At 68.7% G+C, this 16738-nt stretch carries 7 protein-coding genes; 4 read left to right on the top strand and 3 right to left on the bottom strand.

The features are described 5' to 3' along the window. Positions 1-276 precede the first annotated feature (276 nt). Both VEW47_16445 and VEW47_16440 read right to left on the bottom strand, forming a co-directional pair. Entirely contained in the window at positions 277-5436 is a 5160-nt protein-coding gene (locus tag VEW47_16445) for a sigma 54-interacting transcriptional regulator (protein ID HYS06771.1), read from the bottom strand. Positions 5437-5576: 140 nt separating this feature from the next. Beyond that, on the bottom strand, positions 5577-8048 hold the full coding sequence (locus tag VEW47_16440) for an HD domain-containing phosphohydrolase (protein HYS06770.1): 2472 nt from the start codon (positions 8046-8048) through the stop codon (positions 5577-5579). Positions 8049-8202: 154 nt separating this feature from the next. On the opposite strand from VEW47_16440, the gene VEW47_16435 reads away from it, so the two are divergent. Then, complete coding sequence (locus VEW47_16435) at positions 8203-11157, top strand: alkaline phosphatase family protein (GenBank protein HYS06769.1); 2955 nt, start codon at positions 8203-8205, stop codon at positions 11155-11157. Here VEW47_16435 and VEW47_16430 read toward each other — a convergent pair. Then, a complete protein-coding gene (locus tag VEW47_16430) occupies positions 11154-11888 on the bottom strand; it encodes a hypothetical protein (protein HYS06768.1) in 735 nt (244 codons plus the stop codon). The two genes, VEW47_16435 and VEW47_16430, sit on opposite strands and share 4 nt — an antisense overlap. A 111-nt stretch (positions 11889-11999) precedes the next feature. On the opposite strand from VEW47_16430, the gene VEW47_16425 reads away from it, so the two are divergent. The 3 genes from VEW47_16425 to VEW47_16415 are packed head-to-tail and all read left to right on the top strand — an operon-like array spanning position 12000 to position 16716. Then, the gene (locus tag VEW47_16425) at positions 12000-12524 is read left to right on the top strand and encodes a hypothetical protein (GenBank protein HYS06767.1); all 525 of its coding nucleotides are present in this window, start codon (positions 12000-12002) and stop codon (positions 12522-12524) included. Then, a complete protein-coding gene (locus tag VEW47_16420; protein ID HYS06766.1) occupies positions 12521-14443 on the top strand; it encodes a SpoIVB peptidase S55 domain-containing protein in 1923 nt (640 codons plus the stop codon). Before VEW47_16425 ends, VEW47_16420 begins: the two co-directional genes overlap by 4 nt. Further along, positions 14440-16716: a hypothetical protein gene (locus VEW47_16415; protein HYS06765.1), complete on the top strand. Its 2277-nt coding sequence runs from the start codon at positions 14440-14442 to the stop codon at positions 16714-16716. The genes VEW47_16420 and VEW47_16415 overlap by 4 nt, the downstream gene beginning before the upstream one ends. The last annotated feature ends 22 nt before the right edge of the window (positions 16717-16738 follow it).

Here is a 16738-nt window from a genome sequence, read left to right as displayed (position 1 = left end):
AGTCTCAACAGTCTTGAGACGAAATCAGTTCGATCGATCTGAACCTGTGCTTACAACGGCCATTATAACCAGTCAGTTACGGCCAGTCTCAGTCTTAATTTCAAGTCGCTGACAATTGAGACGACAAGCAAGTGACTGAAAAACAATGATGTTGATACACGCTAGTCTCATGGATTATGCAAAAGTCTCAAATATCGCCTTCGTCTAGGTAATTTACCTGGTAGTCCGATGGTAGCGACTCAGCCTGAGATCCGGGGAGGTCTTGCCCCAGGTCGCTCAGGCCGAATGGGGAGGGCGCACCAGGCGCGGACGCTTCTGGTCGAACTGGAACTGTTTCAGTTTTCGGAAGAATGTGGCCCGGCTGACGTGGAGGATCTTTGCGGCCTCGTCGCGGTTGCCGTTGGCCTGGTTGAGGGCGCGCTGGATGTCGTCGCGGGTGATGCCGGTATCGACACCGCGCGTGCCGGGGAGCGAGACCTTGCCGAAGAACTCGGCGTCGTTCTGCGCGTCCTGCACCGTCAGCGTGTCGCCGGTGGCGAACAGGGCGAGGCGGTACACCTCGTTCTCCAGCTCGCGCACGTTGCCGGGCCACTCGAAGCGGCTGAGCAGGGCGTTCAGATCGCGATCGATGCGCAGCTTGGGGGTCTTGTTCTCGCCGGCGATCTTGGCGAGGAAGTGATCGACCAGCAGCGGGATGTCCTCGCGGCGCTCGCGCAGGGGCGGCAGCTTCACGGTGATGACCTTGAGGCGGAAGTAGAGGTCCTCGCGGAACGTCTTCTGCTTGATCATCGCCTCGAGGTCGCGGCTGGTGGCCGAGATGACGCGCACGTCCACGCGGCGCGCGGTCTCCGAGCCGACCGGGCGGAACTCGCCGTCCTGCAGGACGCGCAGGAGTTTGCTCTGCATCGGCATGCTCATGTCGCCCACTTCGTCGAGAAACAGCGTCCCGCCGTCGGCCAGCTCGAACAGGCCGCGGTGCGACGTGTCGGCGCCTGTGAAGGCCCCCTTGGCGTGGCCGAACAGCTCGCTCTCGAGCAGCGTGTCGGGGAGGGCGGCGCAGTTCTCGGTGAAGAACTTGCGGTCGCGGCGCGGGCTGTTGTGGTGGATGGCGCGGGCGACCAGCTCCTTGCCGGTGCCGCTCTCGCCCCTGATCATCGCCGGCAGGTTGCTCGGGGCGATGCGAGTCAGAAGGGTGAAGACGTCACGCATCTTCTGGCTGCGGCCGATGAGGTTCTCGAAGCCGTAGCGCTCCTGCACCGCCTGCTTCAGGTACTGGTTCTCCTGCCGTGCCTGCTCGTACAGCCGGGCGTTCTCGATGGCGATCGCCGCCTGGTTGGCGAACGCCTCGAGGAACTCGAGATCCCCCTGGGAGAACACGACGCCGGGCTTGCGGGTGTCGACGTACACGGTGCCGATCATCCGGCTCTTCAGCTTCAGCGGGACGCACAGAAGCGAGCGGATGTTGTAGATGGTGACGCTTCTGAACTCCTTGAAGCGCTGGTCGGTCGCGGCGTCGTGCGACAGGATCGAGCGGCCGTGGCCGACCTCCTTCAGGATGCTGCGGCTGTACTCGGTGGCGTCCTTGATCGTCTGGCGCTCGATGTTGCGGGCCACCACCATCTCCATCTCGTCCGTCTCGCTGCGGTACAGGAAGATCAGGCCGCGCTCGGCGCCGACCAGGTCGATCGCCAGGTCCATGACCTTGTTGAGCAGCTCCTTCAGGTCGAGGATCGAGTTGATGATCTGGGTGATCTGGTAGATGGTCGTGAGCATCTTGACCGGATCGTCTTTGGCGGCCCCCGCCGGCGCCTCGCTCACCGAGCGGATGCCGGGCATCTGGTCCGCGCGGGACAGCACCGTCTGCCGGGTCTCTTCGTTCTCGTAGTCTTTGCGCATGGCCGTGTCTTCGATCTCCGAAGCGGATTGTCTGATTAGATCGCGCGCCGCATTATAGAAGCGGGTCGCGTCGCCGGGCAAACTCTTCGCGGTCAGTGAATCACCCATCAGCGCGTTGAACCGCCACTCGAACTCGCGCATCCCCGCCTTTTCCGCCGCCGCGAGGCCGGCGCGGGCCTCGCGCTCGGCGTCGGCCGGCCGGCCGGCGTCCAGGGCGCAGCGGCCGAGGGTCAGGTTGAGAAGAAGGCGATCGTGATAGCGCAGCGGCCTGGCGTCGAGACGCGTCAGGGCGCGCGTGGCCGTGGCCAGGTCGCGGTGATCGTCGCGGCGGGCCGCCACGCGCGCCAGGACGCACTGCGCGACGCACACGATCCGGGGTCGTCCCAGCTCGCGGCCGATCGCGAGCGCCTCGCGCGCCGAATCCTCAGCCCCCTGCACGGCCTCGTCCTGCAGGAGATCGGTCGCCAGGGCCGCGAGCAGGAAGCCTTCCTGCACGCGGTCGCCAAGCCGGCGCGCCAGCTCGATCCCCTGGCGGTGCTGGTCCTTGGCCTCCTCAAGCCGGCCGAGGTCGCGCTGGATCGCCCCGGTGAAGTCGAAGATCGGCAGCAGGACGGATCGATCGTTGACGGCGAAGCGCAGGGTCCGCTCTTCCGCGAGTGCTTTCAGGGCGCGGTCGAACCGTCCCGCCTGCGCCTCGAACAGCCCGACGTTCTCGAGGCTCTGGTGGAGGATCTCCTGGGTCAGGTGCTCGCGCGCCCAGCCGAGGGCGTCGTGCGTGGCTTGCAGCGCCCCCGGCAGGTCGCCGTTGTCGTAGCGCGCGACCGCGAGCGACGGCAGGTAACGGTGCAGCGCCTGGGGGAGCCGGTGCTTCTTGGCGATCTCGATCGAGTCCTCGACGATCTTCAGGGCCTTCGCCGGCTCTCCCATCCCCAGGTAGTTCAGGCCGGCGTTGTTGCAGATGGTCACGTAGGGGGCGGTGGCGCCGATCGCCTCGGCGATGCGCTGGGCGTCGTCGAAATACTCGGCCGCCGCGGCGTTTTCCCTCTGGCGGCCGCACAGCGTGCCGAGGGTGTTCAGGGTCCACATCTCGTGCAGCCGGTTGCCGACCGAGCGGATCAGCGCCAGGGCGCGCCGGCCGTGCTCCAGGGCTGCCGCGTACTGCCCGAGGAATCCCAGGTTCCAGGCCATCTCCCGCAGTGCTATCGCCTCGTGGGTGGTGTCTTTGGCCCGGCGCGCCTCTTCGTAGAGAGACCGGGCATCGCGCAGGCCGCCCTCGTGGTCCCACAGATCGCACGACTTCGCGGACGACGACTGGGCCAGCGCGGGCAGACGACGCGCGCTGTCCTCCGCAGGGAGGAGCGCGAGGGCCTGCTCCAGGTACTCCGTCTGGCGCAGCGGGTAGAACAGAACGTCCGCCTTGGCGGCGGCGCGCAGGCAGTAGTCGGCGGCGCGGTCGCGCTCGCCTGCCGCCGTGAAGTGGTGCGCCAGCTCCTCGACGACGCCGTCGATCGACGCGGCGTTCGCCGCTTCGATCGCCGAGCCGACGGCCCGGTGCAGGGCGCGGCGGCGGTCGTCGGAGATGACCTGGTAGATCGCCTCGCGCAGGCGGCTGTGCGCCAGGCCGATGATCTTCCTGTCGCCGGATTCGGTCTCCTCGACCGCGAGACGCAGCCGTTCGAGCGCCTCGATCGCCTGCTCGACCCTGGCCGGCTCCCGCCCCGCGGCGGGGGCGAGGACGTCGAGGTGCACGGGCCGGTTGAACACGGCCAGCACCTCCGCCACCTGGCGCTCGTCCTCGGCCAGGCCGGCGAGACGCTGCACGACGACACTCGCCAGGCTCGGGGGCAGCCGGATGGCGTCGAGGGTGCGGCTCTCGGCGATCCAGGCGCGGCCGTGGCGCCTCAGCGTCCCGTCCTCGGCCAGGGCCTTCATCAGCTCCTCGAGGTACAGCGGGTTCCCGGAGGTGCGATCGACGAGGATGCGCGCCAGCTCCAGGGGGCGGTCCTCGAACGGGACCATCGACGCGATCAGGTCGGTGACCTGCTCCGCGTCGAGAGGGCGAAGCGGCATCTGCCGCACGCGCGCCGCGTCGGCGAAGCGGTTCACGAACGCTCCGACGGGGGCGCTCTGCGCCTCTTCGTCCCGCAGGCTGCCGACGAACAGCCAGGGGGCGCGGCCGGGCGCCTGGACCAGGTGCTCGAGCAGGTCGATACCGGGCGCGTCGCTCCAGTGCAGGTCCTCGAGGAAGACGACGCCGCGGACGCCCGCCGCCAGGTGGGCGAGCGCCTCGGCGACGCCATGGATGAACTCGTCCTTGCCCAGTTTCTCGACGGCGGCCGGGGCTCCCGCGCCCGTCTGCGGCTCGGCGGGCAGCAGCTGGTCGAGGACGGGGACGAGGCCCGAGGGCAATGACGCGGGGCGCGGCAGCTGGCGCAGCACTTCGACGAACGGCTGGAAGGGGACGCCGCCGTCCTTGTAGCAGCGGCCGGTGAGGTTGACGATCCCCGCGAGCTGCAGACGGTGCTTGAGCTCGCGCAGGAGCCGGCTCTTGCCGATGCCGCTCGCGCCGCTCAGGAGCACCAGCCGGGGACCGTGGTCGCCCGGGCCGGTGCCGAGCACGTGCTCGGTCGCCAGCTCCATCAGAGTGCTCAGCTCGGCGTCGCGTCCGATGAACCGCCCCGAGGTGACGAAGCTGGCGTAGGTCTCCGGCGTGTCGAGGTGCAGAGGGACCGCCATCCCGGCGTTCAGGAGATCGAGCGCCGCCGCGGCACTCGCCGGTCGGGCCGCCGGCTCGCGTTCGAGGAGCGCCATCACGAACGTCTCGAGACGCTCCGGGATCTCGGGGTCCAGCTGACGCGGCGGTCGCACCTGCCCGCGCAGGATCGCCCCGACGACCTGGCCCGGGTCTTTCCCCTGGTGGGGGAGCGAGCCGGTGAGGATCTCGTACAGCACGACCCCGAGGGAGTAGAGGTCGGAGCGCGCGTCCACGGAGGTGTCGCCGAAGCGCTCGGGAGCGATGTAGTGCAGCGTTCCGCTGAGACCGGGCCGGGCCGATTCCGCCTGGCCACCCGCCAGGCCGAAGTCGAGAAGCTTCGCCTGGAACGGGGGGTGGATCATGATGTTCTGCGGCTTGATGTCGTTGTGCAGAAGGCCGCGCGAGTGGATGTAGTCGAGGGCCCGCAGGCACTGCACCGCCAGGCTGTCGATGCGACCCGCAAGCGCCGGGCGCGGCCGGCGGGCGAGATCCTCGCCCGTCACGAACTCCATGGTCAGGAAGTGCCGGCCGTCCCCCTCGACGCTGCCGAAGTCGTAGACTTCGGCGAGATTCGGATGGCGCAGGCGCGCCATCGACCGGAACTCCTCCTTGAACAGCTCGATCGAGGCGCTGCTGAGATTCTCGGGGCGCAGGAGCTTCAGGGCGACCTGGCGCCCTCCCTGGCAGGTGTCGCGTACCAGGTACACCGATCCCATCCCCCCTTCGCCCAGGAGGCGCACCACGGTGTACCGCTGGTTGATCAGTCGGCCAAGAGTCTCGGGCATCGGGGGCAGAAGCGCAGACGCATACGTGTCTTGGATCGGGGGCGTTCCCCCCGAGGCAATGGCGGGAAAATACTACTAATTCATTGAGGACGCAAAGGTTTTTCTTCGCGGGGCGGGTGTCAGAAAAGCGCCGGGCGCGCTCAGTTCACCGGCACCGAGCGCCGGCCGGTGAAGCGCTGGTAGCCCGATCCGTCCGGATCCCCCTTGCGGCGGGATGATTTGACCCCGTACATCCGGGCGTCGGCGACGGCGATGAGGGCTTCGAACGACTTTCCGTCCTCGGGGAACGAGGCCGACCCCATGCTGACCGAGAGGCGCGCGGGCCGGCCGCCGTGGACCGCGAAGTCGTGCCCCTCGATCGCCTCCTGGATGCGTCTCTGCAGGCGGGTCACCTCCTGGCGGCCGACGCCGGGGACGATGACGATGAACTCGTCGGCCGCGTAGCGCACGCAGGTGTCGCAGCCCCGAAGCTGCGCCCGCACCACGCGCGCCAGCTCGCGCAGGATGCGGTCGCCGGCGGCGTGGCCGTGCTTGTCGTTCACGTCGTTGAAGGTGTCGACGTCGAGCTCGATGATGCTGAGCGGCACCTGCTGGCGAAGCGCGCGGCTGATCTCCTCCTCGAAGGAGACGAACAGGTACCGGGCGTTCGGCAGGCGCGTGAGCGGGTCGATCAGGGCGCCCTGGCCGGCTCCGTACTGCAGGGCGTTGCGCACGGCGGTGGCGACGTGCTTGGCGACGATCGAGATGACGCGCAGGTTGTCGTCCTCGTACGGGCGGCTGCGGAGATCGTAGAGGGCGAGAACGCCCAGAAGCGTGTCGCCGTCGAGGAGCGGCGCGACGATCGAGCTCTCCAGTCTGTCCAGCGTCTTGTCCGGCAAAAGCTCTTCGATGTCGGACCGGCCGCCCTCCCGCAGCACTGTGTCCTGGTGAGCCACGCCGTGGATCGGCATCCGGTGCACCGCCGCCCAGCCGCTCATCCTCTCCCCCATGGGGATGGTGTGGTGCCCGAGGCGCTGCGAATGCAGTCCGTGGACGTAGCGGGCAGCCAGGACCCGTCGATCCGCGTCGTACAGGTACAGGACGATGCAACGGTAATGGACGAGGTGCGCGATCTTGCCGGCGATGAACCCCATCGCCTCGTCGAGATTGAGGCTGCGGGCGGTGCTCTGCGCGACCTCGTACAGGGCGAACAGCTCGCGCTGCGCCGAGTGGATCGAGTCCACGATCGACGTCCGCAGCAGGTTGGTGTCCCGCGTCAGCCGGTCGGTTCCCTTGGTCAGGAGCCGCTTGTCGGGCGCCGCAGAGGTCTCGTGCGAGCGGTTGATCTCCTCGGCGATGAGGCGGAGCCGGGGGAGGTTTCCCACCAGCGCCTTGACGACCGCGGGATCGAACGACGTGCCGGCCTCGCTCTCGACGTACTTCAGCGCCTCCTCCTGTGAGAGCGGCTTGCGGTAGGGCCGGTCGGACGTCAGGGCGTCGAAGCAATCGACGACCGACAGGATGCGGGCGGTGATCGGGATCTCCTCTGCTTTGAGACGGTCGGGATACCCGGTGCCGTCCCACTTCTCATGATGCGACCGGACGACCTCGGTGAGAGGGAAGGGGAAGTTGATGGTCTCGAGGATCTCGACGCCGATGCGCGGATGGATGCGCATCTTCTCCGTCTCCTCGGGGGTCAGAGGGCCGGGCTTGCACAGGATGTGCTCGGGGACGGCGAGCTTGCCGATGTCGTGCAAGAGCGACCCGGCCTTCAGCGCCTCGAGCTCCGCCTCGGAGATCCCCATCGACCGGCCCAGCTCGACCGCATAGGCCTGCACGCGCCGGATGTGCCGCTGGGTGGTGCGGTCCTTCGCGTCGATGGCGAGGGCCATCGCCTCGATGACCGAAAGATAGAGGTCGGCCATCTGGCGGCCGTGCCGGCGGTCCTGGGCGACCCTCTCGGCGTAGAGGTTCAATGAGAAATAGAGGATGTACAGGAGCGGCAGCGACAGGCCCAGGGCCATCAGGCCGAAGCCCTGCACTCCCAGCGTCAGCGTCGCCCCCAGGAGGGCCCCCGCCACGTAGCCGGGGCCGGTCCACAGGAAGTTGGTCCGCCAGTTGTCGAGCAGGGGAATCTCGTCGGTCAGGCTGACGACACCGGCGACGATGAACGAGTTCGCCACGAAAAACGCGGCGGACGACAGGAGGATCGCAGGCCATTCCTGTCCAAGGTCGAGAGGGCCCGGTGTGCCGCCAGCCAGGTGGAAAATGAGACCGGCGATGGCCGACGAGACGGACAGCTCCGCCGCGTTGAACAGGACGCGCACGACCGGAGGGCGCCCGCCGCGCCGCAGGATCGACGCCGCCACCCCCGAGATGGCCGCGGTCACGACGGCGGCCGGTGTGCCGAGCAGGAGCAGGGTCGCGAATACGAACGTGAAGGCGATCGAGACGTTGCCGAGGACCGGCAGCGGTATCCGGAACGGCGACGACACGACGGCCGCCGCGATCGCGACCAGGAGCGGCAGGAGGGCGGGCCGGTCTCCCAGGACGAACGACGCCGCGAGGGCCGCGACCCCCGCCGCGCAGACACAAAAGATGTACAGCCGCACGTACGCCTTCAGGCTCGCCACGCCACAAAGATTGCGTCCTCCCGGGGGGGATTCCATTACTTTTTGGATATCGGGAAGTGGGGTGCCTGCCGCCGACGGGGGCGGCCGGGAGCGGGTGCTATACTCGAAACATGTTGCCGGAAGGCCGTTTGCGATGCCGGGCGCGGTGCGCGCGATGAGCTCGCGCTCGGGCGGAAAGCGCGCCGGCGGCGCCCCTCCGGGCGGGAAGCCGAATGTCGGTCTTCCGCACGGCGGAGCGGGCGCGCCTTCCGGCCGCGGACCCCGTCTGCGGCTCATCCTGTCCCTGCTCGTCGCCGCGCTGGGCGCATGGCTCGCGTGGGCCTCGATCGTTCGCGTGGACGCGGGCGAACGGGTCTTCCGGCGCACCGCCCTGGCGGGAACGGCGACTCGGCTGACGCCGGGGCGCCACGTCGTCGTGCCGCTGCTGCAGCGTCTGGTGAGGGTTCCCGAGGGAGCGGTCCGCGCTGAGTCGTCGGTGCGGGTGCGGAGCAGGGAAGGGGTCGACCTCGAAATCCCCTTCGAAGTCACGTTCCAGATGGACGATCAGGCGCTGGCGGCATTCCTGGGTCCGCGCGGCGGGCGCGGGACGCCGCAGGACGTGGCGCGCCTCGCCGCCTCGGATCTGGTCTCAAAGTGGGGCGCCGGCGGCACGACCGAGTCACTCGTGCTGGGCCAGGGCGGAGCCGGCGTCGAGACGAAGCTGAAGGAAAGCCTGGAAGGGCAGGGGTTCGCGTCTGTGACGCTCCGCCTGCAGCGGCCGCGCGGCTCGGATGCGGCGGTGGCGGCGATCACGGCGCGCGCGCTGCACGATCGGATGTCCGACACGAAGGTGAAGGTCGCCATCCTGGGGCTGGACGGGGCGGACTGGGAAATTATCGACCCGCTGATCGCGAAGGGGCTGCTGCCGAACCTGGCGCGGCTGAGGGGGCGCGGCGCCTGGGGGAACATGAAGACGATGATGCCGTGGCTGTCCCCCCTCCTGTGGACGAGCGTGGCGACGGGGAAGCCGCCCGAGGAGCACGGCATCGTCGATTTCCTGGTCGAGGACCGCAAGACCGGGAAGGCCGTGCCGGTCTCGAGTCGCTGGCGAAGGGTGAAGGCGCTCTGGAACATGTTCACGGACGCGGGCCGGCCGTCCGCCTTCATCGCCTGGTGGGCCACCTGGCCCTCGGAGCCGGTGCAGGGATTCATGGTCTCGGACCGGGTCGCCTACAGCCTGTTCGGGTTCGTCAAGAGCGAGCCGGAGGCGAACGGCGCCACCTGGCCGGACGGCTATTTCAAGGAGATCCGGCCGCGCATCGTGTCCGATCGGTCGATCACGCTCGATGAGGTCAGGCGCTTCGCCGAGGTCACGCCGGCCGAGTTCGCCGGGCTGCGCCGGCGCGTGGAGGACGACCCCAAGAGCGCCTATCGCGAGCCGGTCAACCACCTCACGAAGATCCTCGCCAGCCAGAGGACGTACCAGGCGATAGCGCTCGACATCCTGAATCGGGGCCAGCCGGACCTCTTCTCGATCTATTACCAGGGGATCGACGAGGTCTGCCACCGCTTCGCCCATTATATGCCCCCCAAGATGGACATGGTCACGGCGGAGGAATTCGCCCGCTACCATGAAGTCGTGGAGAGGTACTACCGCTACCAGGATCAGCTTCTGGGGGAGATCCTCGCGAAGCTGTCTCCCGACACCGTGGTGTTCGTCCTCTCGGACCACGGATTCCAGAGCGGCCTCAGCCGTCCGAAGGACGACCCGCCTTACATCGAAGGAAAGCCGGGTCTCTGGCACCGGCGCTACGGGATCCTGATCGTCGCCGGGCCGGTCATCAAGCCGGGACAGCTCGACACCACGAGCCTGCTCGACGTCGCGCCGACGGTGCTGTACCTGGCCGGTCTTCCGGTCGCCGAGGACATGCCGGGACGGGTGATCAAGGAGGCGATCCGCGACGATTTCCTCGGCAGTTTTCCCGTGCGCACCCTGCCGTCCTACGAGGGGGTCGGCCGATCGCTCGAGGAGAACCGGCCGATGGTCGCCTCGAGCGGCACCGACCAGGAGCTGGTCGAGAACCTCCGCAACCTCGGTTACATCGCCGGCGGGTCGGATAAGTCTCCCTCCGCCGTCGCCGACGAGGGGCAGGGGCAGGCGCTGGTCTCGGCGCATCTCAACGAGGCCGGCCTCTTCCTGAAGAATAAGGACTACGCGCGGGCGCAGGCGGCGGTGGACGAGGCGCTCAAGGTGCAACCGGGGTACATCCAGGCGCTGCTCGTGCAGGTGGAGGTCGCGGAGGGGCGCCAGGACCACGATCGCGCCATCGAGGTCGCGCGGGGGATCCTCGACAAGAATCCCGCGGATCACAACGGGCTCTACATCCAGCTCGGGGACGCCTATCGCGAGGGAGGCCGGGCGCGCGACGGGATCGGCTACTTCGAGAAGAAGCGCGCGGAGCACCCGGACGTGCCGGAGATCCGGGCCGCCCTCGGCTCGCTTCTTCTGAAGGAGGGGAGGGCGGACGAGGCCGAGAAGGAGCTCCTCGAGGCCCTGAGGCTCGACCCGGCGCTGTCCGAGCCGCTCAGCGACCTGCACACGCTCTACAAGGACACGCCCCGGATGCTCACCATCGAGCCGATCGTGCGCAAGGGGCTGGAGCTCAACGACAAGTCGCTGGTCCATCTGAACTGGCTGGGTCTCATCTACGAATGGAAGCAGGATTTCCCGCACGCCGAGGAGACCTTCAAGCGGGCGCTTGTGATCGACCCGGACTATGCGGCGACGATGGCGAACCTCGGCGCCCTGTACGGTCGCCACGGCCGCCTGCAGGATGCCGTGGACGTGCTGAGCCGCGCCGTCGTCAAGGAGCCCGACAACCTCGAGTCGTGGGTCAACCTCGGGGCTGCCCAGGGACGTCTCGGCCGGTCGCGCGAGGCGATCCAGGCGCTGGAGACCGCGCGCGCCAAGGGAGCGAAATCACCGACGCTGTACAACGCCCTGGCCCTCTCCTACCTGCAGGACCACCAGCAGGAGAAGGCGGTCCAGTACCTGCAGGAATCGCTCAAGCTCGATCCAGGGCAGAAAGACGCGGTCGATCTCCTTCAGAAGGTCAGGTCGTCCCGCTAGGGAGTCGATCGCTCGCGGTGCGAAGCGGCGGAGAGACGGACGCCCTCCGACGGCGTCGCGCCGGCGGGGGTGAGGAGGGTCTCCGGCCGGAGCAGCAGCTCGGAGATCCGGCTCCAGCGCGCAGGGTCGGAGTCCTTGAGGATCGCCCGCAGCGCCGCGTAGTGCTCCCCCAGCCGGTCGAGGGCCTCGCGGAACTCGTCGGGGCTCAGACCCGGGTAGCGGCCGGCGCGGGCCTCGGCGACGTTGAACCCCCACGCCGCCGCCTCGTTGTAGTGCCTTTCGATCTCGGGAACGCCGTCGCGCACCACGGGCAGAAGCGTGGCCCCCGCCATGTGTCGTGCGTGGAAGTACTCATGCTCCAGGAGCAGCGACCTCCAGGCGACGCTGTGCCCCGTCGCGATCGAGGCCTCGTCGTAGACGATGTCGTTCCGCGCTCCCGGACCCGCGTTGGGGGCGCTCCCCCTGCCCGCCGGGTCGGTCGCGCCGGGGCGGACCAGGGCCATGTAGAGGCGACGGGCGACGCCGGGCGTAAGAGGCCTCACCGAGGAGATGTAGAGCGGGTAGTCCGGCCGCAGCAGCGACAGGGTGCGGACGAGGGCCTGTTGATCCAGTCGCGGCCCCGGGTCCGCCGGCGCCGCCAGGACCACGCCCGCGGAGAGGCAGAGCGCTCCCGCGGCCGCGAGCAGGTCCGTTGGAATCCTTGTGCGGCGCCGCTTTCCTTGATTCGGCATGGGTCCTTCCATGTACGGCGACGGAGGCCTCTCTTCAAGGTCTAAAAAGAGGAAGAAGGCCGGCCGCGACGGTCCATTTACAAAGTTGTAATGTGCTATATTGACCGGCCGATGAAACGAGTAGCGAGAGAGAGCGGGGCATATACGACGAACGAGCAGATCGCCCGGAGGGCTTATCGCGCCCTGAAGACCCCCAGCGACACCGACCGGACCACCGATCCGATCCTCGCCTTCCACTTCAAGGGGAAGGACGATTACATCCTGATGCGCTGCAACAAGACGCCGGAGATCAGCATCAAAGGGAAGGACCAGATCGCCGGCGAGGTGAAATTTTTCGCCTACAGCGACTTCAAGGACTACGATGAACGCTCGGTCCTGTTCAAGCTGAAGGACGACATCGCCCTCATCGAGCTCTACAGCAAGGGGGCGATCACGAAGACGACGTGGGATACGTGGGACAGATTTTGCCGCTGGCTCGATTCGCTGGACGAAGATGGAGTGCAGATCTCGCTCAAACTCCCCTGCCTGGTGTACGAATCGGTCAAGCATCAGAAGCCGTCGATGCAGAACTACATCGTCGAAGCGGTGAAGGCGGCGCTCAAGAGCCCGAACCACAAGGACAAGGAAGAGGCATGAGCCGCTCCATGGCCGGTTCCGCGGCCCCGGGCCGGGGCCGCAGCGATGATCGCGTGCGCCCGCGTCTCGCGTGGGCGGGCGGAACACTGGGGCTGCTCCTTTTCGGCGCCGGTGTCCCGGTCTTCGCCGCCGCGGCCGCCCCCGAGACGCCGGCCTCACCGGTCGTCCTCATGCCGCTGGACCAGATCCGGCCGGGGATGCTGGGGATCGCCCGCACGGTGTTCGAGGGGAGCAACCTGGAGGAGTTCAAGGTCGAGATCCTCGGCGTGCTGCAGGGGGCCATCGGCCCGCAGCAGGACCTCATCGTCGCCCGCCTGCGCGGCGACAAGGTCGAGTACACCGGTGTCGTGTCGGGGATGAGCGGCAGTCCGGTGTACATCGACGGGAAGCTCATCGGGGCCGTGTCGTACCGGCTCGGAAACTTCGCCAAGGAGCCGATCGCCGGCATCACGCCGATCGCCGACATGATCAAAGTCGCGGGGCCGGCGCGCGCCGCCGACGCCGGCTCCCAGGCTCCCGACCTGCTCGGTCGATTCGTCGCGTCCCGCTCGGGCGGGGACAGTCCGATCGCCGGTGCCGCCGGCGCTGCGCCGCGGCCCGGTCCGGAGGCCCCGTCCCTGGCGGCCGGCGGGGGCTTTCCGGGCGGGCTTCAGCCGATCGGCATCCCGCTCGTCTGCTCGGGATGCGACCCGGGCGTCCTGCGATACTACGCGCCGATCTTCGAATCGTACGGACTGGAGCCGACCGCCGGCGGCGGCGCCACGACGTCGCCGTCCTCGCTGCCCCTCCTGCCGGGCAGCGCCATCGGGGCCGCGCTCGCCACGGGCGACATGAACATCGTCGGCATCGGCACCCTGACGCACGTCGACGGGAAGCGCGTGTTCGCCTTCGGTCACCCGATGCTCGGGACCGGGCCTCTGGAGATGCCGATGACGCAGGCCCAGGTCATCCTGACCTTCGCGTCGAGCGCCGCGTCCTTCAAGATCGCCAATTCCACCCCGCCGGTCGGCACGATCTTCCAGGACGGTCTGACTGCGATCGTCGGCGAGGTGGGGCGCGTGGCTCCGACCATCCCGGTCTCCGTCCGGATCAAATCCGCCGCCGGCCTGCGCGACTTCAACTACGCCATCATGCGCAACCGGGCCTGGTCGCCGGTCCTGCTCGCGGTCACGACCGCCAACAGCCTGGTGCGGAGCGTCGAGTTCGACGCCACGGCGTCGCTGGCGCTGCGCTGTCGCCTCGACATCGAGGGATATCCGCCGGTGACGTTCGAGGACCTCTACTCCGGCACCAACCCGGGTCAGCCGGTGCACCTGTCCCTGGCGAACGACACCGCCGGCGTGTTCGGCTTCCTGGTCAACAATCGATTCGAGGAGCCGCGCGTCCGGAAGGCCGAGATCGACGTCGACGTGCTGCAGGGCTCGCAGGTGGCGACGATGGCCTCGTTGCGCGCCTCGCGCACCGAGGTGCGGCCGGGGGAGAGCGTCACCGTGACCGCGGTCCTCGATCTCTACCGCGGGCGCGAGTGGGAGGAGTCGTGGACCCTGACGATCCCCGAGGACACGTCCCCGGGCGACGCCGAGATCGTCGTCGGCAGCGGCCCCGCCCTCGACAGCCTGGATCGGAGAGTCATCGAGCGCCAGGTCGCCCAGGCGTCGAGCCTCGGCGATCTCGTGCGCCTGGCCACGAGGCAGAGACGCAGCCGGACGCTCTATCTCCGAATGACGCGCCGGGCGCCGGCCGCCATCGTGCGCAGCGAAGTTCTTCCGGATCTCCCCCTGTCGATCTTCACCGTGTTCAACACTCCGCGGCTGAGCGCCGACACCACCCTGATAGGCGAGACCTCGATCCTGGAGATGCCGAAGGATCTCGACGTCGTGGTCGTGGGCGGCCGCCGCATCTCCATAAGGGTGAAATGAAGCGCGCCGCCGCGATCGCCGCCGTTCTGTCCGCTCTCGTCGTGCTCCTGTTCCAGGCCGCTTCCTTGCGGGCCGTCACCTCCCAGACCTGGCGCCAGAGGGAGAGGGACGACTTCGCCCGGGGGGAGACGAAGGGGGTCTCCCTTCTCTCCGACGGCGTGCTGCGCCTGTCGCCGCGTCTCGATCTCGTCCACGAGGCGAAGCAGCCTTACCTCTGGGCCCTCGCCCAGGACGCCGGCGGGAACCTGTACGCTTCCGGCGGGAACGACGGGACGATCTACCGTCTCGGCGCCGCGGGGGCCGAGGTGTTCTTCAAGGCGGGGGAGCCCGAGATCCACGCCCTGGCGATCGACAAGTCCGGAAACGTGCTGGCCGGCGGATCGCCGGGCGGCAAGATCTACAAGATCGCGCCGGGCGGCAAGGCCGTCTGGACGTACGACAGCGGCGAGAAGTACATCTGGGCCCTGGCGTTCGACCGCCAGGGGATCCTGTACGCCGCCACCGGGATCGACGGCCGGATCCTGCGGGTCGATCCCGACGGTCACGGCCGCGTGTTCTTCGACTCGGCCGAGACGCACATCCGCTCTCTCATCACGGATGCCAAGGGGGATCTGATCGCCGGCTCCGAAGGGCATGGGCTGGTGTTCCGGATCTCCTCCGCGGGCGAGGGGTTCGTGCTGTACGACGCCCCCCTGGCGGAAGTCGTCGCGCTGGCGCTCGGGAAGGATGGGACGATCTACGCCGCCGTCGCCGGCGAGTCGGGGCGCGGGGCGCGGCCGGCCGCGGCTCCGCCGCCGCCGACCCCCCCCGCGCCGGCTCCGTCCTCCGGCACCGAGGGTGCGGCGCCGCAGCCGTCACCGACACCGTCGCAGGAGCAGCAGCCTACGCCGGAGCAGCGCGTCCCGATCGGCATGGAAGGGAAGGTCCTGGCGATCTCCCCGGAGGGGTACGCGCGCGAGGTCTGGTCGGGCAGCCAGGAGGCGATCCTGTGCCTCGCGGTCGCCGCGAGCGACGATCTCCTGATGGGCTCGAGCACGCAGGGGAAGATCTATGCGCTCGACGCCGCCGGGAACGTCGACGAGATGGTGCGCCTCGCGTCGGGACAGGTGACGGCCCTGCTGCGGCTGGGAGCGGACGGAGCGGCGCTGAAGGGCCAGGAGAAGCCGGCGGGGCCGCCGCGGCAGGGGGACGTCGCCGTCGCCGGCAGCAATTCGGGAAGCCTGTCGCTCCTGCGCCCCGGCTTCGCGCGCTCGGGAACCTACGAGTCGCGCGTGCTCGACGCCCGATCGTTCGCCACCTGGGGCCGGGCCTCCTGGCGGAACGAGGCCCCGAAGGGGACCTCGATCCTCCTGAGCGTGCGCTGCGGCAACACCGAGGAGCCGGATCGCACCTGGTCGGACTGGCGCGGCGCGCCGTTCACGACGGACGGGGCCCTTCTCAACTGCCCGGCATCGCGCTTCCTGCAGTGGCGGACCGAGATGAAGACGGATGACGCCCGCGTCTCCCCCTCCCTGCGCGAGGTGGCGATCACCTACCTGCAGGCGAACCTGCCGCCCGAGATCCGAAAGGTGGAAGCGCAGGCGCCGGGGGTTTCGTTCCAGAAGATCCCGGGCACACCGACTTCGGGGCCCCAGGAAGCCAAGACCGCGGGTAGCGCGGGGAGCGACGTCGAGGGAGGCGTGCGGAAGCGCGCGCGTCCGCAGTCGCGCCGCGGCTTCGAGGCCGGAGCGCGCAGCGTCACCTGGCAGGCGGTCGATCCAAACGACGACGATCTCGTGTACGACGTCTACTACCGCGCGGTCGACGAGAAATCATGGAAACAAGTGCGCAGCAAGATCGACGAAGACTTCGTGACCTGGGACAGCACCGCGATGCCGGACGGCACCTACGTGTTCCGCGTGGTCGCCAGCGACGCCCCCTCGAACGCGGCGGGCCGGGCGCTCGCGGCGGAGAAGATCTCGGAACCGTTCGACGTCGACAACACGCCGCCGCGCGTCGAGTCGATCAAGGCGCAGGTCCAGCCGTCGGGCATCCGCCTGACGTTCACAGCCACCGATTCGTTCAGCCTCATCCGCGACACCGCCTACGCCGTCGACGCCGGTGACTGGGTCGCCGTCCAGCCGGCCGATGGTCTGAACGACTCGCCCGTCGAGACGTACGACCTGACCCTGAAGCACCCCGGCCCGGGCGAGCACAGCATCGTCGTGCGCTCGACCGACGCCGCCGGGAACACCGGCTCGGGTAAGACGATCGTGGACATTCCGGCTAAATAGGCGCGCCGCCTCGATAACAGTG

The sequence above is a fragment of the Candidatus Dormiibacterota bacterium genome, assembly GCA_035635555.1.
GTDB lineage: Bacteria > Acidobacteriota > Polarisedimenticolia > Gp22-AA2 > Gp22-AA2 > Gp22-AA3.
The sequence above is the reverse complement of the archived record's forward strand: the minus strand, read 5'-3'. Positions and strand labels throughout refer to the sequence as shown.

Bases quoted from the DNA above. Each gene is read 5' to 3' on its own strand.
- VEW47_16415 (HYS06765.1), top strand. From the start codon at position 14,440: ATGAAGCGCGCCGCCGCGATCGCCGCCGTTCTGTCCGCTCTCGTCGTG.
- VEW47_16435 (HYS06769.1), top strand. From the start codon at position 8,203: ATGAGCTCGCGCTCGGGCGGAAAGCGCGCCGGCGGCGCCCCTCCGGGC.
- VEW47_16420 (HYS06766.1), top strand. From the start codon at position 12,521: ATGAGCCGCTCCATGGCCGGTTCCGCGGCCCCGGGCCGGGGCCGCAGC.
- VEW47_16445 (HYS06771.1), bottom strand. From the start codon at position 5,436: ATGCCCGAGACTCTTGGCCGACTGATCAACCAGCGGTACACCGTGGTG.
- VEW47_16425 (HYS06767.1), top strand. From the start codon at position 12,000: ATGAAACGAGTAGCGAGAGAGAGCGGGGCATATACGACGAACGAGCAG.
- VEW47_16430 (HYS06768.1), bottom strand. From the start codon at position 11,888: ATGCCGAATCAAGGAAAGCGGCGCCGCACAAGGATTCCAACGGACCTG.